Below are 20,144 nucleotides of genomic sequence, written 5' to 3'. Positions count from 1 at the left end.
CCGCTCCACGGAGCGCGAGAGCCGGTCCACGGCGCGAGAGGCTCGGCTCACGGCGTGGGCGGCGCTCTTCGCGGGGCGGGGGGCCGAGGGTGAGCCTGCTCGACCGGCATGTGGGGTTCGTGCACGCGCTGCGCGAGGCCGGGCTGCCGGTGTCGCCGGCCGAGGGGCTGGACGCGGCCAGGGCGCTGGAGGTGATCGACCTGACCGAACGGGAGTCGCTGCGGGCGGCGTACGCCGCGACGCTGGTCAAGCGCCCCTCGCACCGGCCCGGCTTCGACACATTGTTCGACCTGTGGTTCCCCGCCTCGACGACCGGCCTGCGCGCGCCGCGCGAGGCCGACCCCGACCTGCCGGACCTGGAGAGCGCCGAGGTTCCCGAGCTGCGCGACCGGCTCGCCGAGCTGCTGCTGGGCGCCGAGGGCATGAACGAGTTCGCACGGGTAATGGTGGAGCGTTTCGGCCGCGTGCCCGCCGGTCCCGGCAGGCAGAACTGGTTCTCCTACCCGGTGATGCGGGCGCTCTCCCCCGAGACGCTCATGGCGCGGCTGCTCGCCGAGGTCCTCGCGGGCCGGGAGCGCGGCGGGCTCGCCGAGAAGGTGGCCCGGCAGCGGATCACCGAGAACACCGAGCGCTTCAAGGAGGCCGTCTCAGGGGAGGTGCGCCGCCGGATCGCCGAGGACTCCGGGATCGAACGGATCGCCCGCGCCTCCGTACGCCCTCCGCTTGAGCGGCTCGACTTCCTGCGGATCACCAAGGCCGACCTGGCGAGGCTCCGCCGGGAGGTGCATCCGCTCGCCCGCCGCCTCGCCGCCCGGCTCACGGTCAAGCACCGGCTCGGCCACCGTGGCCGCCTCGACTTCCGCAGGACCGTACGGGCCTCGCTGTCCAGCGGCGGGGTGCCGCTCACCACCTTCAACAGGCCGCGCCGGCCGCACAAGCCCGAGCTGGTGATCCTCTGCGACACCAGCGACTCGGTCGCCTCCTTCGCGCACTTCACCCTGCTGCTCACGTACGCGCTGCGCGAGCAGTTCACCAAGGTGCGCGCGTTCGGGTTCGTGGACACCGTGGACGAGATCACCCGGTTCTTCGTGCCGGGCGCGGACGTGGTGGAGGCGATGACCCGGCTCACGCAGGAGGCCGACATGGTGCGGTTCGGCCGGACCGACTACGGCAACGCGCTGGAGACGTTCGCCGAGCGGTACGGCGACGCCATCGGGCCGAAGACGTCCCTGCTGATCCTGGGTGACGCCCGGTCCAACTACCGGCCGCCCGCGCTGGAGACACTGCGCCGCCTGGCCGACGGCGCCCGGCACTCCTACTGGCTCAATCCGGAGCCGACCAACCAGTGGGACAGCGGCGACTCGCTGGCGACGGCGTACGGCGGGATCGTGCCGATGCACGAGTGCCGGAACGTCGAGCAGCTCGCGGCCTTCATCGAGGACCTCGTCTGACGAACGGGCCAGGCACGCTGAAGACCTTGTGCGAAGAACGAACCGGACGCGTTGAGGATCCTGTGCGAAGAACGGGCCGGGTGCGTTGAGGACCCTGTCCGAAGAGGCCGGACGCACTCAGGAACTCGTCCGGAGAACGGGCCGGGCGCGCTCAGCTCATCCGGCGCAGCACCCGGGCCGCGGTCCTGGCCAGGACCTCGACCTGGGCCTCGTCGAAATCGGCCCGGGGGCCCTGCAGGATCCAGCGCGAGACGAGGCGGGGCTTGAGAAGGGTGATCCCCTCCGCGGTGACCGACCGCCTGATCTCCCCGCCGTGCACGGCGATGAGGGGTTCGATGGTGACGGGGATGCCCGACTCGCGGGAGAGCACCTCGGCCAGCGAATCGGCGACCTCCACGAGCGCTTTGGCCACCTTCGTGCCGTACTTCTCGCCCAGGAACAACCGGTCGCCGTAGCGAGCGATCTCGGTGTCGGGGTCCCACGCCTCGTTGTCCACCACCCAGACGCCACCGGGGCCGATGACGAGGTGGTCGACCGATGCCTTTCCGGGAATCGCCCGGCCTTCGAGGATCTGGTAGCCCGCCCTGCGCAGCTTGCGGCGGAGCAGCCTGGCGGTGATGGTCTCGCCTCTGCGCTTGCCGCGCCAGACGGCGGTGGCGTCGTACTGCCTCCAGGTCCAGTACGTGTCCGCGCCCGCGACGAGCAGGCCGCCCAGCAGCCCGAGGATCACCGGGGACAGGCCGAACCGGTAGGCGAGCGCGACGCCCACCACCAGGCCCGCCGCGGCCTTGACCGCGCGCACCTTCCTGCGGTGGACGACTTCCTTGATCCAGAACTGCTCGTACATGACCTGCGGCGACAGGCCGTGGACCTGGTCAACCGGCGTCACGTAGATAGATCCGCCCGGCATAGCGAACCCCCATGGCTGAAACGGTCGGCAAGGAGAAGGGTGGGGGGACCTGCCACATTGAAGATCCTTAGACTATGAAATACCCAACCGGGGGCTCCAGCCATCCCTGAGCCGCGAAGGTGACGCAAGTAACACGTATTCGCCAGTCACCGGCGACGTAACCGACCAGTCGGTATGCTTTCCCACACCACACCATGGGGGACGCATGACTCAGGACCAGGAGCCGGTACGACAACGCCTGCTCAGCGAGGCCACCCGCCTGTTCGCCGAGCAGGGCTTCGAGAGCACGTCGGTGCAGGAGGTCGTCTCGGCGGCCGGCGTCACCAAGGGCGCCATGTACCACTATTTCGACTCAAAGGACGACCTGCTCCACGAGATCTACGGGCGGGTGCTGCGCCTGCAGATGGAGCGTCTGACGCACTTCGCCGACGGCCCGGGGCCGGTGTCCGAGCGTCTGTACTCCGCCGCCGCGGACGTCGTGACGACCACAGTCGACAACCTGGACGACTTCAAGATCTTTTTCCGCTCGATGCACCTGCTCGCGCCCGACACCAGCAAGGTCGTACGCGCCGAGCGGCGCCGCTATCACGAGCGCTTCCGCGACCTGGTCACCGAGGGACAGCGCGAGGGCACCTTCAGGAGCGACATCCCCGCCGACATCGTCGTCGACTTCTTCTTCGGCTCCGTCCACCACCTGGGCACCTGGTACAGCGCGGAGGGCGCGCTCTCCGGCCCCGAGCTGGGGGCGCACTTCGCCGACCTGCTGCTCACCTCGCTGCGCCCGAACCAGCGGACGCTCCCCGCCTGACCTCCGGTCAGACCGGCGCGGGCAGGTCCGCGAGAGCCGCCAGGGCGTCCCGGTGGGCACCGGGAGTGCCGAGCGCGACCTCGGCGGACTTGGCGCGCTTGAGATAGAGGTGCAGGGGGTGCTCCCAGGTCATCCCGATCCCGCCGTGCAGCTGCACGCTCTCCTCGGCGACCCGCACCGCCACCTCCGAGCACCACGACGCGGCCACCGCCACCGCCAGCTCGCGATCCCGGACCGCCTCCTGCCCACCGGGCGATCCCGAGTCCACAGCGAGCAGGTCGGCCGCGTTCCTCGCGGCGGCGCGGGCGCGCACCACGTCCAGCCAGAGATCGGCCATCCGGTGCTTGATCGCCTGGAAGGACCCCACCGGGCGGGCGAACTGCCGACGCTCCTTGATGTAGGCGAGCGTCGTGCTCAGACACCACTCGGCGACCCCGAGCTGCTCCGACGCGAGCAGTCCCGCGCCGAAGCCCAGCACCCGCCGCACGTCGAGCCGGCCGATCGCCTCACCGGCGGGAGTGTCGGAGAACGTGACGGTGGCGACCGGACGCGTCAGGTCGAGCGACGGCACCACCTCGATCCGGACATCCGCCACCTCCACCACGTGGAGCGCCGTTCCGACCGGCACGAGCAGCACGTCCGCCACCTCCGCGCCCGCCACCGCCCTCACCTCGCCGTTCAGGATCCCCCCGTCCGCGGTGACGGTCTCCGGCAGCGGCCGGTACGGCGAAGCCGCCAGCGACACCGCGAGCGCCGCCGTCGTCTCCCCCGAGGCGAGCTCCTGGATCAGATCCTCCTCGCCGACCTGCAGCAGGGCCTTGGTCGCGAGCACCGAACCGGTGAGGAACGGCAGCGGCGCCACCGCCCGCCCCAGCTCCTCCAGCACCACCGCGACCTCCCGCGCCGACGCCCCCGCCCCGCCGTAGATCTCGGGCACGAGCAGGCCCGCGACCCCGATCTCCCGCGACAGCGTCTTCCACAGGTCCATGTCGTACGGCGTCCCGGACTCGACCCGCCTCAGCACGGCGGCGGCCCCGCAGCGGTCCGCGAGAAGATCCCGTACGGAGGCGCGCAGCTCCTCCTCGACCTCGGTGTACAGCAGCGTCACAGCTCACCACTCCTCATTCGCCACGCGGACCACGCGGACCACTCGTACCTCGCGACCCGCTCCGCTCACCGCGTCGGGTTCACTCCCGTCACAACCGCTCACCGCTCCTCATGCACCACGCGACCCGCTCCGCTCACCGCGTCGAGCCCGTTCCCGTCATCGCGGAAGATCCTTCCAGGGCACGTCCTTGTCGACGCGGGGTTCCGAGGGAAGGCCGAGCACGCGCTCGGCGATGATGTTGCGCAGGATCTCCGAGGTGCCGCCCTCGATGGAGTTGCCCTTGGCGCGGAGGTAGCGGTATCCGGGACCCCTGCCGAAGAAGTCGACGGTGTCGGAGCGCCGGAAGGTCCAGTCGTCGTAGACCAGGCCCTCCTCGCCGCGCAGTTCCACGTCCAACCCTGAGAGGGCCTGGTTGAGGTCGGCGAAGGCGAGCTTCATGCCGGAGCCCTCGGGCCCCGGCTGCCCGGCGGAGAGCTGTTCGCGCAGGCGCGTCCCGGCCAGGCGCGTCACCTCCGCCTCCACCCACAGGCGCAGCAGCCGCTGGTGCAGGTCGTGGGTGCGCAGCTCGGGCCGGGAGCGCCAGGTCTCGGTGACCAGGCCGACCATGCCGCCGCCCCGCCGGACCGGCGCGCCGCCGATGGCGACCCGCTCGTTCATCAGCGTGGTCTGCGCGACCCGCCAGCCGTCGCCGACCTCTCCCAGCCGCAGGTCGTCACCGAGCCGTACGCCGGTGAGGAAGACCTCGTTGAACTCGGCCTCGCCGGTGATCTGCCGCAGCGGCCTCACCTCGACCCCGGGGGCGTGCATGTCGCACACGAAGTACGTGAGTCCCCGGTGCTTGGGCACGTCCACGTCGGTCCTGGCGACCAGGATCGCCCACCGGGCGTGGTGGGCGCCGGAGGTCCACACCTTCTGTCCGTCCACCACCCACTCGTCGCCGTCCCGCACCGCGCGGGTGCCGAGCGTGGCCAGGTCGGAACCGGCACCGGGCTCGCTGAAGAGCTGGCACCAGATCTCCTCGCCCGTCCACAGCGGACGCAGGAACCGTGCGCGCTGCTCGTCGGTGCCGAACGTCAGGATCGTGGGCGCCGCCATCCCCAGCCCGATCGTCTGCACCCCGAGATCGAGCTGCGGTGTCCCCTCCAGCTCGCGTTCCACCACGTTCTGCAGCTCGCGTGCGGCTCCGAGCCCGCCGAGCCCTTCGGGGAAGTGCACCCAGGCGAGTCCGGCGTCGAACCTGGCCCTCAGGAACTCCAACCGATCCCCGGCGGGGTCGTGCCCGGCCAGGAACGCGGCGGCGCGCTCCCTCACCGCCTTCTCGTCCAGCGCCACGAACGGCTCCCTTCGTCGATCTCCGTCGACCCGCGTCAATCTTGGCCGACTCGCGTCTGTTCGCGCACCCCACACCCGGCCTTGGAACGCCTCGCACCGCCCGCCGACCGTGCTCCCCACGTCGGAGACACCATCCCCCTGGCGTACGGGACGGCCGACGGGCGACGCCGGATCACATGTGCTTCTTGAGCTCCCGGTAGGCGAGGGAGCGCTTGTGGACCTCGTCCGGGCCGTCGGCCAGCCTCAGCGAGCGCGCTCCGGCCCAGAGCGCGGCCAGCGGGAAGTCCTGGCTCACGCCTCCGGCGCCGTGGGCCTGGACGGCCTTGTCCAGGATCCACTCCACATCGCGCGGCGTGGCGATCTTGATGGCCTGGATCTCCGCGTGGGCGCCCCGGTTGCCCACGGTGTCCATCAGCCAGGCGGTCTTCAGCACGAGGAGGCGGAGCTGCTCGATCCTCACCCGTGACTCGGCGATCCAGTCCTGGACGACGCCCTGCTGGGCGATCGGCTTGCCGAACGTGCTCCGCGACAGGGTGCGGAGGCACATCATCTCGACGGCCCGCTCGGCCATCCCGATGAGCCGCATGCAGTGGTGGATGCGGCCGGGTCCGAGGCGTGCCTGGGCGATCGCGAAACCGCCGCCCTCCTCGCCGATCAGGTTGTCGACCGGCACCCTGGCGTCCTCGAACACGATCTCGGCGTGTCCGCCGTGGTCGGAGTCGGAGTAGCCGAAGACGTGCATTCCGCGCTTGATGTGCATGCCGGGCGTGTCGCGCGGCATCAGGATCATCGACTGCTGCCGGTGCGAGGACGCCTCGGGGTCGGTCTTGCCCATCACGATGAAGATCGCGCACTTGGGGTTCATCGCGCCGGAGGCGAACCACTTGCGGCCGTTGACGACGTACTCCGAGCCGTCCCGCACGATCGACAGCGCGATGTTGGTGGCGTCGGAGGAGGCGGTGTCGGGCTCGGTCATCGCGAACGCCGACCGGATCTCGCCGCGCAGCAGCGGCTCCAGCCACTCCTTGCGCTGCCACTCGTCGCCGAACATGGAGAGGACCTCCATGTTGCCGGTGTCGGGGGCGGCGCAGTTGGTCGCGGTGGGAGCGATCTTCGGCGAGCGGCCCATGATCTCGGCCAGCGGCGCGTACTGCAGGTTGGTCAGGCCCGCACCGTGCTCACCCGGCAGGAAGAGGTTCCACAGGCCCCGCCTGCGCGCCTCCTCCTTGAGATCCTCCATCAGCGGCGGGCTGGCCCACCCGCTCTCGGCGGCCTGGGCCTCGAATGCCTCCTCCGCCGGATACACACACTCGTCCATGAAACCGAGCAGCCGTCCCCGCAGCTCCTCGGTCTTGGCGTCGAACGCGAAATCCATGGACCCTCCTCACAGTCTCCCGCGAGAGTACCGACCGGACGGTATGCCTGTCGACACACCCCCTACCCCGAACCCCATGGATCCTGTCTTCTTCGCCACCCCCGAGGAGGAGCGGAGCAAGCACGCCGGAAAGAGGCGATGGTCTGCCCCCACCAGGCGGCGACCGGCTCTGTCCGCCGGTTCCTCGACCCTGGTCACGCCTCCATCGGCAGGTGAACGTGATCCGCGGGGGGTGCGGCATAGCCGGGCAGGCGCAGCACGAACCGTGCGCCACGGGGGCTGTCTTCGATGGTGAGGGTGCCGCCGTGGGTTTCGGCGATCTGCCGGGCGATCGGCAAGCCGAGCCCCGTGCCGCCGGCGTCCCGTCTGCGGGAGGCCTCCAGGCGCGCGAACCGCCGGAAGATGACCTCCCGCTGGTCGGGGGCGATGCCCTCGCCGTCGTCGCACACCTCCAGCGCCGCCGTGCCCGCCTCCAGCGCCAGAGTGACCGTGATGGCGGAGTCGGCGTGGCGTTCGGCGTTGTCCAGCAGGTTGTTCAGCAACCGGGCCAGGCCGATCCGCTCTCCGTTGATCATCACGCCGGGGGTGAGGTGGCGGATCACCGCGACCCGGCGTGGCCGCCGGTCCAGCTCGGCCGCCACCAGGCCGGTCAGGTCGACGGGATCGCGCCGGCCGCTGATGCCCGCGTCCAGCCGGGCGATCTGCAACAGGTCGGTGACCAAGTCCTGAAGCCGTTCCACACTCTCCAGCAGTGCGTTCGCCGTTCGCGGCCAGTCGGTCTCATGCGGGTACATGAGGGCCTCGTCGATCTGCACACGCATGGCGGCCAGCGGGTTGCGCAGATCGTGGGAGGCGTCCGAGGCGAACCGTAGCTGCTGTTCGACCGCCGACTGGGCCCGGTCCAGGGTCTTGTTCGCGGTCTGGGCGAGGTCTCGCAGCTCGTCTTGGTACTTCGGTACCGGCACCCGGTGGCCGAGATCACTCGCGGTGATCTGGGCGAGCTTGCCGCTGATCGCGCCCACCGGCTCCAGGGTCTTGCTCACGGTCCGGTAGGTGCCCGCCGTGGTCGCCCCGACCAGCAAAAGCCAGCCGGCGGCGATCGAGATCAGTAGCCGAGGGTCCACGTGCCAGGGGACATCGTCGACGGCCATGTTGAGCAGCCAGACACCGTCGGCCCTGTGCAGGGGGTAGGAGATCACGATCTTGCACTGGCCGGGGAACGCATGCAGTTCACACAACCGCGCAATCACATAAGAGTCGACATCGGGGCGAAGGTTGCTTATCGGCGGCTCAAGCGCCTCGAAGCCCGAGGTGGCGGTGACCAGCGTGCCGGCCGGGTCGAACACCTGAATCGCCTCATTGCGCCTCTTCGTCGACAGGTGAGGAGATATGCCGCCGTGGCGTATCTGCCTGGCCATCTCCACAGCGTGGTTAGCGAGCCGTTGTGTCCGATCCTCGACAGAGGCTTCCCGTACCGCCAGTAGGGCGAACACCGCGACAACAGTGCAGAGCAGCGCCATGACGGCGCCGGCCATCACGGTCAGGCGGGTCCTGATGGAGCACCGGTGCCACGTGCTCACCTTGATCCTCTCCTCACGGCCAGACGCACACCCCCTGTGACGACTCCTTACCGCTCCTGGGGAGACTCACCACCAAAACCACGTAAATGTCAGCTGAAACGCGCGGAATGCCCATGTCATGGTGAAAGAAGCAAATGGATGGGCCGACCATGCTCGTCGGGGACATCGCAGGTCTCCGGCCGACGCCGCATCCACGCCCGTCGAACAGTGTCCGGATCCTGGATCCAGTATGCGATGCGTGGAGGCGGCGGCGGGCCACAGGCTCGGGCAGTTCGAGCGCGGAGTGGTCCCCGGAAACACCCCCTGAGTGGACCTTCGGACAGGTCCACTGTGGGTTCTAGGGTCGTCCCCATGACCGCGAAGATGCCCGCGCCCGTCACCCTCGAAGGCGAGAACGTACGACTGGAGCCGCTGACCGGCGACCACGTGCCCGACCTGTTCCTGGCCGGTGGCGGTGACGACGAGGTGTGGCGCTGGATGCCCGCCCCGACCCCGCGCACCGAGGCCGCACTGGCGGAGATCGCCGTGCGGCTGGCCGGGACGCCGGACCACGTGCCGTTCGCGGTGATCCTGCGGGAGACCGGCCGCGCGGTCGGCTGGACCACCTATATCGACACCCCCGGGTACGCCGACAGCATCGAGATCGGCTGGACCTGGTACGGCAGGTCGGTGTGGCGCTCCGCGGTGAACACCGAGTGCAAGGTGCTGCTGATCGACCACGCCTTCGACAAGCTGGGCGTGAACCGGGTCCAGCTCAAGACCGACAACCTGAACGTCCGCTCGCAGAACGCGATCATGCGCATCGGCGGCGTCCCCGAGGGCGTCCTGCGCCGCCAGCGCCGTCGCACCGACGGCACCTGGCGCGACACCGCCTACTTCAGCATCCTCGACGACGAGTGGCCCGCCCACCGCGCCCGCCTCACCGGCCTGTCCCGCTGAACCGCGCCCCGCGTCCCGCGACCTGTGGGACCTCGTCGCCCGATGACGGTCGCCGACGTCCGGCGTCGTCATCCGGGGCCGGACACGCGAGGTCACGGAGATCGGCATCGAATCGGGCAGCATCGGACAACGGAGTCCTGTAGGGCTCCGCGACCCGTGGGACTCCGCCGAGGCTCCGCGCCTATGAGGCTCCCTCGCCGAGCATGCCGCGCAGGAATTCCCCGATCCCCAGCCGGAGGTCGTCCAGGGCCGGTTCGGCTCCGGCGCCGATGAGGGCGTCGAACATCACCCCCTCGCCGAAGGCGACGAACTGGCGCCCGTGCCGTACCGGGTCGGACGACCCCGCGGCGGAGAGGACGGCGACCGCGAGGTCGCGGAAGCGCTCACCGGCCCTGTCGTAGATCGTGCGCAGCTCCGGTCTGCGGTTGGCCTCGAAGGCCAGCTCGTAGCGGGCGATCGTCTGCCGGCGGCCGACCGTCAGCTGTGTCCAGAGCGCCTGGGCCGTCATCTCGGCGAGGGCTTCGACCATGTCCGCCCCCGGGGGGGCGGGGGCCGCCGCGAACGCGGTGGACTCCAGCTGGGTGAGGCGCGCGAGGGTCAGCTCCAGGAGCGCGGACCGGGTGCGGGCCAGGTTGGAGGTCGATCCCGGCGGCAGTCCCGCCGCCTCGTCCACGGCTCGATGGGTCAGGCCGCGCATTCCACGGTCGGCGAGCAGATCGATGGCGGTATCGGCGACAAGCTCGGCACGCTGGGACTTCACCTTTCGATACTACATTTGTAGTCCAACTACAGGCGTAGTAATGTTCACTACATTCGTAGTAAAGGAGAAGGTCATGGCACGTGCGACGGTCGTCGGAGCGGGCATTGGCGGGCTGGCGGCGGCGGTGGCGTTGCAGCGGCGGGGCTGGGACGTGACGGTGTTCGAGCGGGCGGCGGCCCTGGAGCCGGTCGGCTCGGGACTGGCCGTCGCCGCCAACGCGCTCAAGGCGCTCGACACGTTCGGGGCCGGTGACGAGATCCGCGGGCTGTCGGTGGTCCAGGGCAGCGGCGGCATCCGGCGCTCCGACGGCAGGTGGCTGGTGAAGACGAGCGCGGAGGCCGCCTCCGCGCGCAACGGCGGCGACTCCGTGGTGCTGCTGCGCCGCGCGGACCTGATCGACATGCTCTTCTCCCACCTCACCCCCGGCACGGTCCGGCTGAACGCCAAGGTCTCGGGGGTCGACGCGGAGAACGGCGTGGTGACCCTCCCCGACGGGCCGGTGGAGGCGGACCTGGTGGTGGCGGCCGACGGCATCCACTCCGCCGTCAGGTCGGCGCTGTTTCCCGGCCACCCGGCCCCTCGCTACGCGGGCGTCACCAGCTGGCGGGTGCTCATCCCCGCCGAGGGCGCCCCGGGCGAGGCGTACGAGAGCTGGGGGCGCGGCAGGGTCTTCGGCGTGATGCCGCTGGCAGGCGGCACGTCCTACTGTTACGCCACCGACACCGTCCCCGCGGGCGGCGGTGGCGGAGACCAGCTGGCCGAGCTGCGACGGCTGTTCGGCGACTGGCACTCCCCGATCCCCGAGCTGCTCGCCGCGGCCTCACCGGAGAAGGTCCTGAGAAACGACATCCGCTACCTCGCCACCCCCCTGCCCGCCATGCACCGGGGCAGGGTCGCCCTGCTGGGCGACGCCGCGCACGCCATGACCCCCAACCTGGGTCAGGGCGCCTGTCAGGCGATCGAGGACGCGGTGGTGCTGGCCCACGTGGTCGGCGACGGCGAGGGGTTCACCGGAGCGAGCGGCGCGAGTGCCGTACCTGTGGGCGAGAGCCGCGAGGCGACGGGCGGGAGCGCCGGGCCGACGGGCAAGGGTCGTGGAGCATACGCCGGAAACGACAGAGCCACCGGTGGGAGCGGCGGAGGCGACCCCTTGGCCGGTTACACCGCCGCGCGGCTTGAGCGTACGTCCAGGATCGTGGCCAGGTCCGCCGCGATCTGCCGCGTCACCCGGATACACGGCCCGCTCGCCGTGCGGCTGCGCGACGCGATGACGGCGCTCAGCTGGCGGCTCGCCCCCTCAAGTGTGAACGGCCCGATGGACGAGGTGTTCGGCTGGACACCCCCCTCCGCGTGACCGCCGCGTGCGGGTGTCTCCGGGGTCTCAGCGGAACGCCTGGTCTCCGATGACGGACAGCATCTGCAGCTTCTCGTAACTCTCGCTGCCGGGTGTGGCGGTGTAGACGAGCAGCGAGTGGGCCTGACCCGGGTCGACCAGTTTCTGGCAGGTCAGTTCCAGGGCTCCGACCTCGGGGTGGACGAAGTGCTTGACCTCGTGGGGGCGTACCCCGATCTCGTGGGCGTCCCACACGCGCCGGAACTCCTCGTTGCTGCCCAGGAGCAGGTCGGCGAGGTGCGCGGCCCGGGATCCGGGGCCGCGGAGGGTGACGAGCTCGCGCAGTCCAGAGGCGTACATCCGGGTGAGGAACGGATGTTCTTCCGGCGCGTAGAGCCGGCGGACGGCCGGATCGGTGAACCACCGGTATCCCGCGCTGCGGGCGGGCCCGGTGTATCGGGTCGTGTCCCCGGTGAGCGCGACGCCCATCGGGCTCTGCCGCAGGGTCTCGCCGAGCTCGGTGACGATCTCGGCGGGTGTGTCGTCCAGGCGGTCGAGCACCCGCTGCAGGCCGGGGCTGATGTGCTCGGTGGACGCTCCCCTGGCCGGGGGGTTGTGCCCGGCGAGGCGGAACAGGTGGTCGCGTTCGTCGAGCGACATGTGCAGCCCCTGGGCGATCGAGGCGAGCATCATGGGCGACGGCTGCGGACCGCGTTCCCGCTCCAGGCGGGAGTAGTAGTCGACCGACATGTGACACAGCGACGCGACCTCCTCGCGTCGTAGCCCGTTCGTCCTGCGCCGCGGCCCGCGCGGGAGGCCGACGTCCTCGGGTTGCAGTGCCTGTCGGCGATTGCGGAGGAACTCCGCCAGTCCGCTGCGATCGATCACGACGCTCCTCCTTCTCGGGTACTGCCCCGTTTCTACCGTCTGCGGGCGGCGGTATCCACGGCCCACCGATCCCCCCCTCAGGGCGGAGCGGTGCCCTGGCGAGCCTGTGATCGGGAGGTCCTGGATACGGCCGGGCGATCCACCGAGGATCGATGCCACGGCCCGAGCGGGGCCCGAGTCCACGATCACCACGATCCGGCGGGCCGTGCCCCGCTCATCGGGCAGGCCGCACGCCCGGGTCCGCGGCTGATCGGCCCCGGCCGACGAGCCACCGGATCCGACGACTGCCGCACCGCCCCCTGCCCGACCTTGCCATCAGACCCGGAGGAGAGAGCCGATGAATTCCGACGACAACGCGGGCCCCGGCGGGCCGGAGGTGTCCCGAAGAAATTTCCTGGGTAGCGGCCTCGCCGCCGCGGCGGTGACGCCGCTGCTGGCGACAGCGGCGACAGCGGCGTCGGCGGCACCGGCTCCCGCCTCGGGGAGCGACGGTCTCGTGACCGTGGGGCTCAAGGTCAACGGCAGTCCGGTCACGATGCGGGTCGACCCGAGGGCCACCCTGCTCGACACGCTCCGCGAACGGCTGGAGCTCACCGGAACGAAGAAGGGCTGCGACCGGGGCCAGTGCGGGGCGTGCACCGTGCACGTCGACGGCCGGCGCGTGCTCTCCTGCCTCACCCTGGCCGCCGCGACCGACGAGCGCGCGGTGACCACGATCGAGGGTCTCGCGAAGGGCGACCGGCTGCATCCGATGCAGCAGAGCTTCATCGAGCTCGACGGGCTGCAGTGCGGATTCTGCACTCCCGGGCAGATCATGTCGGCGGTCGCGATGGTCGATGAGGGCCGCGCGAGCTCCGATGACGAGATCCGTGAACGCATGTCGGGCAACATCTGCCGGTGCAGTGCCTATCCGTTCATCGTCGCGGCGATCCGCGACGCGCAGAAGGTGATGCGCTGATGCGGTCCTTCGCCTTCACCCGGGCGCGCTCGGTACGCGAGGCCCTCCAGGACGCCGGTCAGGACACCGCGTTCCTGGCCGGCGGCACGACCCTCGTCGACCTGATGAAGCTCGACGTGATGGCCCCTGCCCGCGTCGTGGACATCAACCGGCTTCCGTTGCACGGCGTCACCCTTGACCGCGACGGGCTGCACATCGGCGCGCTCGAACGGATGAGCGACGTCGCCACCGACCGTACCGTGCGCCGGCACTATCCGATGATCGCGCAGGCGCTGGAGCTGAGCGCCTCCGCCCAGCTGCGCAACATGGCGAGCATCGGCGGGAACCTGCTGCAGCGCACCCGCTGCGGCTACTTCCGGGACGTCACCACCGCCTGCAACAAGCGGGAGCCCGGCAGCGGCTGCTCGGCACTGACCGGGGTGAACCGCGGCCACGCGATTCTCGGCACCAGCGACGCCTGTGTGGCGACCCACCCCAGCGATCTGGCCGTCGCGCTGGTGGCGCTGAGCGCGGTGGTGCGTCTGACCTCGGCACAGGGCACGCGTACCGTGCCGCTCGACGCGTTCTACACCCTGCCCGGCACCACACCCCACGTCGAGAACGTGCTGCGACCCGGCGAGCTCGTCACCGGCGTCTCCGTCCCTCGCTCACCGTGGGCCGAGCACTCCGTCTACGTGAAGGTCCGCGACCGGCAGTCGTACGAGTTCGCCCTCACCTCGGCGGCCGTCGCGCTCGAACTGCACCGCGACACCGTCAAGCAGGCCAGGATCGCCGCCGGCGGGGTGGGGACCAGACCATGGCGCCTGACCACGGTCGAACAGGCGCTGACCGGCCGGCCCGCCACCGCCGAGACATTCGAGTCGGCGGTGGCCAACGCCGCGGACGGCGCCCGGCCGCTGACGCACAACGCGTTCAAGCCCGCACTGCTGCGACGCACGCTGGTCCGGGCCCTGACGGTCCTGCGTGAGCGCCGATGACACCGGCCCGTCGTCCCCGTCGTCGCCCACCCGCACGGCGGCGCCGGGGCACCCACCCACCGCCGCGGTGCCCCGCGGGCGGACACCATCCGGACGGCCCGGGGGTCCGTGCGTCACGCCCCCGTGGCCGGCCACGAGGTCATGACGCACGACCGGAAGCCTTCGTCAACCATCGGGAGCCACGATGACGTATTCCCCCGTCGGACGCGAGACGGACCGCGTCGACGGCCGACTGAAAGTCACCGGCGCCGCCCGGTACTCGGCCGACTACCGTGCCCCCGGCATGGTGTACGCCCACGTCGTCACCAGCACGATCGGGAAGGGCACCGTAACCCGGATCGACACCGCGGCCGCGCTGGCCTCTCCCGGAGTCCTGCGCGTGTACGCCGCGCCGGACCCGCGCCTGCGGCTGTACCCGGTCGCGCCCCAGTTTCGCAACTTCGTCGAGAACTACGCCCCCCTGCAGGACGCGGACGTGCGCTTCCACGGACAGATCATCGCCATGGTCGTCGCCGAGAGCGTCGAGCAGGCGCGCGACGCCGCGGCGCTGGTCACCGCGACCTACGCCGCGCAGCCGCCGCGCACCTCCCTCGCGGACGAACCCCGCGTGCCGTCCGGTCCCACGGTCAGCGGGACTTCGGGCGACATCACGATCCTCGCCCCCGGCGTCGAGTCGATCGACGCGGCACTCGCCGCCGGCGACGTCGTCGTGGAGGCCGAGTTCCACCAGCCGGTGCAGCATCACGTCGCGATGGAACCCCATGCCACCCTCGCCGTCTGGGAGGGCGACGTGGTGACCGTCTACTCCGGCGCGCAGATTCCGCCGGCGTACGCGCTCGGGATGTCCCAGCGGCTCGGTGTCCTCCCGCAGCAGGTTCGTCTGATCACGAAGTACGTCGGCGGCGGCTTCGGCGCCCGGGTCGTCCTGTGGAGCGACGCTCCCCTCGCCGCCGTGGCGGCCCGCGAGGTGGGCCGACCCGTCAAGCTCGTTCTCACCAGGGAACAGGTGTTCACCCTGACCGGTCACCGCTCGCACCTCACCCAGACCGTCAAGCTGGGCGCCTCTCGCGACGGGGTCCTCAACGCCGTCAGCCACGAGAGTGACGTCGAGACGCCGGCCGTCGTCGGCTTCAACCTGACCCCGGCCCACGCCACCTCGGACACGCTCTACCGCACGCCGAACCTGCGCACCAATCCGCGGATGGTCATCCTCGACCTGCCCGGCAGCCGGGCGATGCGGGCACCCAACGAGGCCCCGGGGGCGTTCGCGCTGGAGACGGCGATGGACGAGTTGGCGGTCGCCACCGGTGTCGACCCGGTCGAGTTGCGGCTGCGCAACTACACCGCCGTCAGTCCCGTCACGGGCCTGCCGTGGTCGAGCAAGCACCTCGACAAGTGCTACCGCGTCGGTGCCAGGCGTTTCGGCTGGTCCCGCCGCCACGCCACGCCTCGCGCGCGCGTCGACGGGCAGTGGCTGATCGGCGCCGGCATGGCCAGCGCCGTGTACCCGGCGACCCGCCACCCCGCGAGCGTCCGGATCCGGCTGCTCGACGACGACACCGCGGTGGTGTCGACCGCGACCTCGGACCTGGGCACCGGCGGGTGGACCATGGTGGCGATCGCCGGCGCCGACGCCCTGGGGATCCCCCTGAAGCGGGTGACGCCCGAGATCGGTGACACGGTGCTCCCCCAGGGAGCACCCGCTGTGGGATCCAGTGCCACGCACTCCACCGTGCCGTTGATCGTGGACGCCGCCCGCGACACGATCGCCGCGCTCAAGCAGCTCGCGGTGACCGATCCCCGGTCGCCGTGGCACGGAGCGAACGCCGAGGACCTGCGCTACGAGGACGGGCGCCTGCACTCGCGGGGACGCTCGATGTCCTTCGGCCGCCTGCTCACCGTCATCGGATCGCGAGGCGTCGACGCCACCGCCTCCGCGCCCGCCGGCGCTCCCGCCGGGTACTCGTACCACAGCTTCGGCGCCCACTTCTGCGAGGTGAAGGTCAACCGGTTCACCGGCGAGACCCGCGTCACCCGGTTCACGACGGTCGCGGACGTCGGTCGCGTCATCAACGCCAGGGCTGCCCGGAGCCAGCTCGTCGGTGGCGTCATCTTCGGTATCGGGTACGCCCTGCTGGAGGAGAACCCGCTGGAACTCGACACCGGGCGCCTGGCCGGCAGCACTCTCGCCGACTACCTGGTGCCGGTGAACGCCGACATCCCCGACATCGACGTGCATCTGCTCGACCGGCCCGACCCGGTCCTCACCGGGCCGCTCGGCGACGGCGGGGAGGTCGGGACCAGAAGTCTCGGCGCCCGCGGCCTCGGGGAGATCGGCAACGTCGGTTCGGCCGCCGCGGTCGGCAACGCCGTCTTCAACGCCACCGGCATCCGGGTACGCGACGTCCCCATCACCCTCGACAAGCTGTTGTAGAGACCCGCTCCGGATACTCGGCGACCTGGCCCGGACGGTCGGAGCGGCGCTGGGGCCCGACGCCCGTACGACGACAACGCCGCCGACGACACCCCCGGCGGCGCCCCGGGGCGCCGCCGACGGCGTGAGATACCGGATCAGCTCATCTGGGCGACGCTCGCCTTCTCGCGCACCGCGGCGGGAACCCCCCGGTCGGGGGAGAGCCGCCCCAGGGTGATCGTCCCCCAGACGAGCAGCGCGGCGGCGAGAAGGGCGGGGATCACGTTCAGCCAGCCGCTGGGCACCGCCTCGTCGAGCAGGAGCGCCCCCGCGAGGATGGAGACGATCGGGTCGACGATCTGGACCGCGGCGTAGGACATGCCGAAGTAGCCCACCTCGTAGGTCTTCTGCAGCAGCACGACCGCGCAGACGAGCAGCACGGGGATGGCGACCGTGAACCAGTTGAGCAGCGTGCGCAGGTCACCGTCGAAACCGCCGCCCACCACCCGTACGAAGGTGGAGACGCTCGCCGTCACGGCGCCCGCGGCGACCGACAGCACGAGCGCGTGGGCCTGGCCGGTCATCCTCCGCCCCACCAGATGGGTCACGAGCACGACCAGCCCGACGCAGCCGAGGAAGCCCAGCGCCTCCGAGTTCGTCATGTGCGGCTTCACCGGGTGCACGGGGACCAGCAACAGCAGTCCGAGCAGTCCGACGGCCACCGCGGCCGAACCGACGAGCTCCGCCCTGTGCGGGCGTCTGCCGTGCAGCATCGCCGCCAGCGGTACCGCGAACACCAGCGTCAGCACGCTGATCGGCTGCACCGTGATGAGCGGCGCGAAGCTGAGGGCGACGGCGTGCAGGGATGCCCCGGTGAAACCGACGATGCCGCCGATCCACCAGCGGGGCCGCCTCATCAGTTTCAGCGAGGCGCCCTCGGAGACCGCCTCGAACTGCTGGAGCGCGGCCCCCAGGGCGTAGCCCAGCGCCCCGACCAGGGCGATGGATATCCCGACCCAGGTCATCGCCACCCCACATAACGGACAAGGCATCCAAAAAGAAGCGAATCACGGGTCATCCCGCAAGCTTAGAGCGCCCGGCGAACGGGTAGGGAATTTCGCCGATTTGCACGAGACCCTGTCTGTGGTGGTCACTGACCGCTCGGCGGGCAGACGCAGAACAGGTGCCCCTCGGGGTCGGCGAGCACGACCCACTTTCCCTCGCCCGGCTGGAAGTCGGGACGGGTCGCTCCGAGTTCCAGATAGTCCCTGACGGCCTCCTCCAGGTCGGAGACGCGGACGTCCAGGTGGAACTGCTTGTCGGGGCCGGGCCACGTGGACGGCTTGCGGTCGAGATTCTGCTGGAAGTAGATGCTCATCGTGCCGTCGCCGATGCCGGCGTAGGTGTCCTCCGCGTACTGAACCTCGTAACCGAAGACGGCCGCGTAGAACTCGGCGAGCCGCCTGGGCTCGGCACAGTCGATGGTCACGGCGATGAATTGCGCTTTTGCGGTCATGGAGCGATCGTCTCGCCCATACCTGTCAACCGCTGTCACGTTTGCCGGGACATCTCCATCCGTGTGGTGACCGCCGTGAGGGCACCTGATCCGTAAGCGGGGAACGCTGCGAAGAGGATCCGGTCCACAGGTGATGCCCGCCATGACAGGCGCCCGGCCCGTGAGCGGTCGCCGCCGCGAGGGGCGCCTGTCCCACGAGTGAGACCCTCGCAAAGGGCACCTGTCCCGTGAGCAGTGACCTTCGTGAAAGGCAGCGGCCCATAAGCGATGGCCGCCGTGCAGGGCACCTGGCTAGGGTTACCCCGTGCTTCCGATCATTTCCCCGCCCCCCGCCCTCTAGCGGGCGGCCCTTCTCTTCTGACGACCGGACCCGAGTGGTCCGGTGGGTGCTTGCCGTCCGCATACGTGCGACCTGACGACGACCACCTCATCTGGAGAGATCTCCATGACGCATGTCTCCGTACGGCGGGGCCTGCTGTACGTGTCCATCGCGGCGACCGCCTGGGGCACCGGCGGCGCGGCCGGCGCGCTGCTCCACCAGACGGGCGGGCTCGGCCCCGTCGCCGTCTCCTTCTGGCGATTCGCCGCCGGAGCGGCCGTGCTCCTGCTGGCCAGGTTCCTGTTCGGCCTCGGCAGGCCCGGGACCGCCGAAACGTCCACCACCATCCGGCGAAACCGTCCCACCCGGTGGAACCGGACCCCCGGAAAAACCCGACACACCGAACCGCTCGCCACCACCCCGCGGAACCGTCCCGCCGAACCGCTCATCACCGACCGGCGAGACCGTCCCACCCGATGGAACCCGGCCGCCCAAGAAACCCGACGTACCGGACCGTTCTCCGTCCTTCGGCGGGCCCGTCCCGCCCGGCGGGGTTCGATGCTCCGGCGGATCCTGGTCACCGGCGTGGCGATGGCCGTCTACCAGACGGCCTACTTCGCGGCGATCGCCGAATCGGGCCTGGCCGTGGCGACCGTGGTCACGATAGGCGCCACCCCCGTCCTGGTGGCCGCGGGCGGGTTTCTGCTGCTGGGCGAACGTCTGAGCGCCACGGGACTGGGCGCGGTCGCGATCGCCCTGACCGGCCTGGCCATGCTCACGCTCGACGGCGGGTCGGCGACGTTCTCCGCAGCCGGTATCGGCTGGGCGCTGCTGTCGGCGGCCGGGTACGCGGGGGTGACCCTGCTCAACCGGGCCTCCACCGACGAGCCGTACGTCACCGCGATGGGTGGCTTCGTCGTCGGCGGGCTCTGTCTGCTTCCCGTCGCGCTCGCCCAGGGGCTGCTGCCCTCGGGTGACCCACTCGCCTCCTGGGCGGTCGTCGTCTACCTGGGTACGGTCCCGACGGCCCTGGCCTACGGGCTCTTCTTCACCGGTCTCGTCGCGGTACGCGCCACGACGGCCGCCGTGATCTCCCTTGTGGAGCCGGTGGGCGCGGCGATCCTGGGGATCCTGCTGCTCGGCGAGCGGCTCACTCCGGCGGCGGCGTGCGGGAGCGCCCTGCTGCTCGGCGCGGTCGCCCTGCTCGCCCTGAAGGAGAGGGGTGATCGCGTCGGTGTGGCCGCGTAAAGGTCGGTGAGGGTCCCCGTACGAGGAATTCGTACGGGGACCCTCGCGGCGCCCCGGGCCGTCCCGACAGATCCGTGGGAGACCTCGCGACGCCCCAGGTCATCCTGACGAATCCGCATGGGCCCCTCGCGGCCACCCGGCCCCCGGGCCCCTGCACCCCGGGTCACCCGAAAGGCTCGCCTTTTATTGGGGCGTATTGGCTAAAATCACGTCCGACTTATCATGCCAA

At 70.8% G+C, this 20,144-nt stretch carries 17 protein-coding genes; 8 read left to right on the top strand and 9 right to left on the bottom strand.

The window, feature by feature from the left end:
* Nucleotides 1-89: 89 nt before the first annotated feature.
* The gene (locus tag ACFY3D_RS33720; protein WP_389987183.1) at nucleotides 90-1,451 is read left to right on the top strand and encodes a VWA domain-containing protein; all 1,362 of its coding nucleotides are present in this window, start codon (nucleotides 90-92) and stop codon (nucleotides 1,449-1,451) included.
* Nucleotides 1,452-1,602: 151 nt separating this feature from the next.
* Here ACFY3D_RS33720 and ACFY3D_RS33715 read toward each other — a convergent pair whose 3' ends face one another.
* The gene (locus ACFY3D_RS33715; protein ID WP_389987180.1) at nucleotides 1,603-2,340 is read right to left on the bottom strand and encodes an NERD domain-containing protein; all 738 of its coding nucleotides are present in this window, start codon (nucleotides 2,338-2,340) and stop codon (nucleotides 1,603-1,605) included.
* 226 nt (nucleotides 2,341-2,566) lie between these two features.
* Between ACFY3D_RS33715 and ACFY3D_RS33710 the strand changes: the two genes are divergently transcribed.
* Nucleotides 2,567-3,169 (top strand): TetR/AcrR family transcriptional regulator, encoded by a 603-nt coding sequence (locus ACFY3D_RS33710; RefSeq protein WP_389771703.1) that lies wholly within the window; start codon nucleotides 2,567-2,569, stop codon nucleotides 3,167-3,169.
* 7 nt (nucleotides 3,170-3,176) lie between these two features.
* Here ACFY3D_RS33710 and ACFY3D_RS33705 read toward each other — a convergent pair whose 3' ends face one another.
* The 4 genes from ACFY3D_RS33705 to ACFY3D_RS33690 all read right to left on the bottom strand — a co-directional run bounded on the left by ACFY3D_RS33705 (nucleotide 3,177) and on the right by ACFY3D_RS33690 (nucleotide 8,564).
* The gene (locus ACFY3D_RS33705) at nucleotides 3,177-4,277 is read right to left on the bottom strand and encodes an acyl-CoA dehydrogenase family protein (RefSeq protein WP_389987177.1); all 1,101 of its coding nucleotides are present in this window, start codon (nucleotides 4,275-4,277) and stop codon (nucleotides 3,177-3,179) included.
* A gap of 156 nt (nucleotides 4,278-4,433) precedes the next feature.
* Nucleotides 4,434-5,609, bottom strand: coding sequence for an acyl-CoA dehydrogenase family protein (locus ACFY3D_RS33700; RefSeq protein ID WP_389771697.1), 1,176 nt, complete (start codon nucleotides 5,607-5,609; stop codon nucleotides 4,434-4,436).
* 172 nt (nucleotides 5,610-5,781) lie between these two features.
* Nucleotides 5,782-6,984 carry an acyl-CoA dehydrogenase family protein gene (locus ACFY3D_RS33695; protein WP_389987174.1) on the bottom strand — a complete coding sequence of 401 codons (1,203 nt, stop codon included), beginning with the start codon at nucleotides 6,982-6,984 and terminating at the stop codon, nucleotides 5,782-5,784.
* 194 nt (nucleotides 6,985-7,178) lie between these two features.
* Nucleotides 7,179-8,564 (bottom strand): sensor histidine kinase, encoded by a 1,386-nt coding sequence (locus ACFY3D_RS33690; RefSeq protein ID WP_389987171.1) that lies wholly within the window; start codon nucleotides 8,562-8,564, stop codon nucleotides 7,179-7,181.
* Nucleotides 8,565-8,915: 351 nt separating this feature from the next.
* On the opposite strand from ACFY3D_RS33690, the gene ACFY3D_RS33685 reads away from it, so the two are divergent.
* Nucleotides 8,916-9,503 carry a GNAT family N-acetyltransferase gene (locus ACFY3D_RS33685; RefSeq protein ID WP_389987168.1) on the top strand — a complete coding sequence of 196 codons (588 nt, stop codon included), beginning with the start codon at nucleotides 8,916-8,918 and terminating at the stop codon, nucleotides 9,501-9,503.
* Nucleotides 9,504-9,684: 181 nt separating this feature from the next.
* Here ACFY3D_RS33685 and ACFY3D_RS33680 read toward each other — a convergent pair whose 3' ends face one another.
* Nucleotides 9,685-10,263 (bottom strand): TetR/AcrR family transcriptional regulator, encoded by a 579-nt coding sequence (locus ACFY3D_RS33680; protein ID WP_389987165.1) that lies wholly within the window; start codon nucleotides 10,261-10,263, stop codon nucleotides 9,685-9,687.
* A 73-nt stretch (nucleotides 10,264-10,336) separates the two neighbouring features.
* Here ACFY3D_RS33680 and ACFY3D_RS33675 point away from each other — a divergent pair, with 73 nt between their 5' ends.
* Nucleotides 10,337-11,617, top strand: a complete 1,281-nt coding sequence (locus ACFY3D_RS33675; RefSeq protein WP_389987162.1) for an FAD-dependent monooxygenase — start codon at nucleotides 10,337-10,339, stop codon at nucleotides 11,615-11,617.
* 27 nt (nucleotides 11,618-11,644) lie between these two features.
* Here ACFY3D_RS33675 and ACFY3D_RS33670 read toward each other — a convergent pair whose 3' ends face one another.
* Nucleotides 11,645-12,484, bottom strand: a complete 840-nt coding sequence (locus ACFY3D_RS33670; RefSeq protein ID WP_389987159.1) for a helix-turn-helix transcriptional regulator — start codon at nucleotides 12,482-12,484, stop codon at nucleotides 11,645-11,647.
* A gap of 337 nt (nucleotides 12,485-12,821) precedes the next feature.
* Here ACFY3D_RS33670 and ACFY3D_RS33665 point away from each other — a divergent pair, with 337 nt between their 5' ends.
* From ACFY3D_RS33665 to ACFY3D_RS33655, 3 genes are all read left to right on the top strand, one after another.
* The gene (locus ACFY3D_RS33665; protein WP_389987156.1) at nucleotides 12,822-13,442 is read left to right on the top strand and encodes a (2Fe-2S)-binding protein; all 621 of its coding nucleotides are present in this window, start codon (nucleotides 12,822-12,824) and stop codon (nucleotides 13,440-13,442) included.
* A complete protein-coding gene (locus tag ACFY3D_RS33660) occupies nucleotides 13,442-14,419 on the top strand; it encodes an FAD binding domain-containing protein (RefSeq protein ID WP_389987153.1) in 978 nt (325 codons plus the stop codon). The genes ACFY3D_RS33665 and ACFY3D_RS33660 overlap by 1 nt, the downstream gene beginning before the upstream one ends.
* Before the next feature lie 184 nt (nucleotides 14,420-14,603).
* Entirely contained in the window at nucleotides 14,604-16,853 is a 2,250-nt protein-coding gene (locus ACFY3D_RS33655; protein WP_389987150.1) for a xanthine dehydrogenase family protein molybdopterin-binding subunit, read from the top strand.
* A gap of 137 nt (nucleotides 16,854-16,990) precedes the next feature.
* Here ACFY3D_RS33655 and ACFY3D_RS33650 read toward each other — a convergent pair whose 3' ends face one another.
* Both ACFY3D_RS33650 and ACFY3D_RS33645 read right to left on the bottom strand, forming a co-directional pair.
* Nucleotides 16,991-17,857, bottom strand: a complete 867-nt coding sequence (locus tag ACFY3D_RS33650; protein WP_389987147.1) for a DMT family transporter — start codon at nucleotides 17,855-17,857, stop codon at nucleotides 16,991-16,993.
* 125 nt (nucleotides 17,858-17,982) lie between these two features.
* A complete protein-coding gene (locus ACFY3D_RS33645) occupies nucleotides 17,983-18,348 on the bottom strand; it encodes a VOC family protein (RefSeq protein ID WP_362901754.1) in 366 nt (121 codons plus the stop codon).
* A 445-nt stretch (nucleotides 18,349-18,793) separates the two neighbouring features.
* Here ACFY3D_RS33645 and ACFY3D_RS33640 point away from each other — a divergent pair, with 445 nt between their 5' ends.
* Nucleotides 18,794-19,915 carry a DMT family transporter gene (locus tag ACFY3D_RS33640; RefSeq protein WP_389987144.1) on the top strand — a complete coding sequence of 374 codons (1,122 nt, stop codon included), beginning with the start codon at nucleotides 18,794-18,796 and terminating at the stop codon, nucleotides 19,913-19,915.
* The last annotated feature ends 229 nt before the right edge of the window (nucleotides 19,916-20,144 follow it).

This window comes from Streptosporangium sp. NPDC000509 (assembly GCF_042898365.1).
Classification (GTDB): Bacteria; Actinomycetota; Actinomycetes; order Streptosporangiales; family Streptosporangiaceae; genus Streptosporangium.
The sequence above is the reverse complement of the archived record's forward strand: the minus strand, read 5'-3'. Positions and strand labels throughout refer to the sequence as shown.

What these genes read in the sequence shown, in the direction of transcription:
- ACFY3D_RS33640 (WP_389987144.1), top strand. Translation starts at nt 18,794, where the DNA reads ATGACGCATGTCTCCGTACGGCGGGGCCTGCTGTACGTGTCCATCGCG.
- ACFY3D_RS33695 (WP_389987174.1), bottom strand. Translation starts at nt 6,984, where the DNA reads ATGGATTTCGCGTTCGACGCCAAGACCGAGGAGCTGCGGGGACGGCTG.
- ACFY3D_RS33675 (WP_389987162.1), top strand. Translation starts at nt 10,337, where the DNA reads ATGGCACGTGCGACGGTCGTCGGAGCGGGCATTGGCGGGCTGGCGGCG.
- ACFY3D_RS33645 (WP_362901754.1), bottom strand. Translation starts at nt 18,348, where the DNA reads ATGACCGCAAAAGCGCAATTCATCGCCGTGACCATCGACTGTGCCGAG.
- ACFY3D_RS33710 (WP_389771703.1), top strand. Translation starts at nt 2,567, where the DNA reads ATGACTCAGGACCAGGAGCCGGTACGACAACGCCTGCTCAGCGAGGCC.
- ACFY3D_RS33685 (WP_389987168.1), top strand. Translation starts at nt 8,916, where the DNA reads ATGACCGCGAAGATGCCCGCGCCCGTCACCCTCGAAGGCGAGAACGTA.
- ACFY3D_RS33665 (WP_389987156.1), top strand. Translation starts at nt 12,822, where the DNA reads ATGAATTCCGACGACAACGCGGGCCCCGGCGGGCCGGAGGTGTCCCGA.
- ACFY3D_RS33660 (WP_389987153.1), top strand. Translation starts at nt 13,442, where the DNA reads ATGCGGTCCTTCGCCTTCACCCGGGCGCGCTCGGTACGCGAGGCCCTC.
- ACFY3D_RS33650 (WP_389987147.1), bottom strand. Translation starts at nt 17,857, where the DNA reads ATGACCTGGGTCGGGATATCCATCGCCCTGGTCGGGGCGCTGGGCTAC.
- ACFY3D_RS33655 (WP_389987150.1), top strand. Translation starts at nt 14,604, where the DNA reads ATGACGTATTCCCCCGTCGGACGCGAGACGGACCGCGTCGACGGCCGA.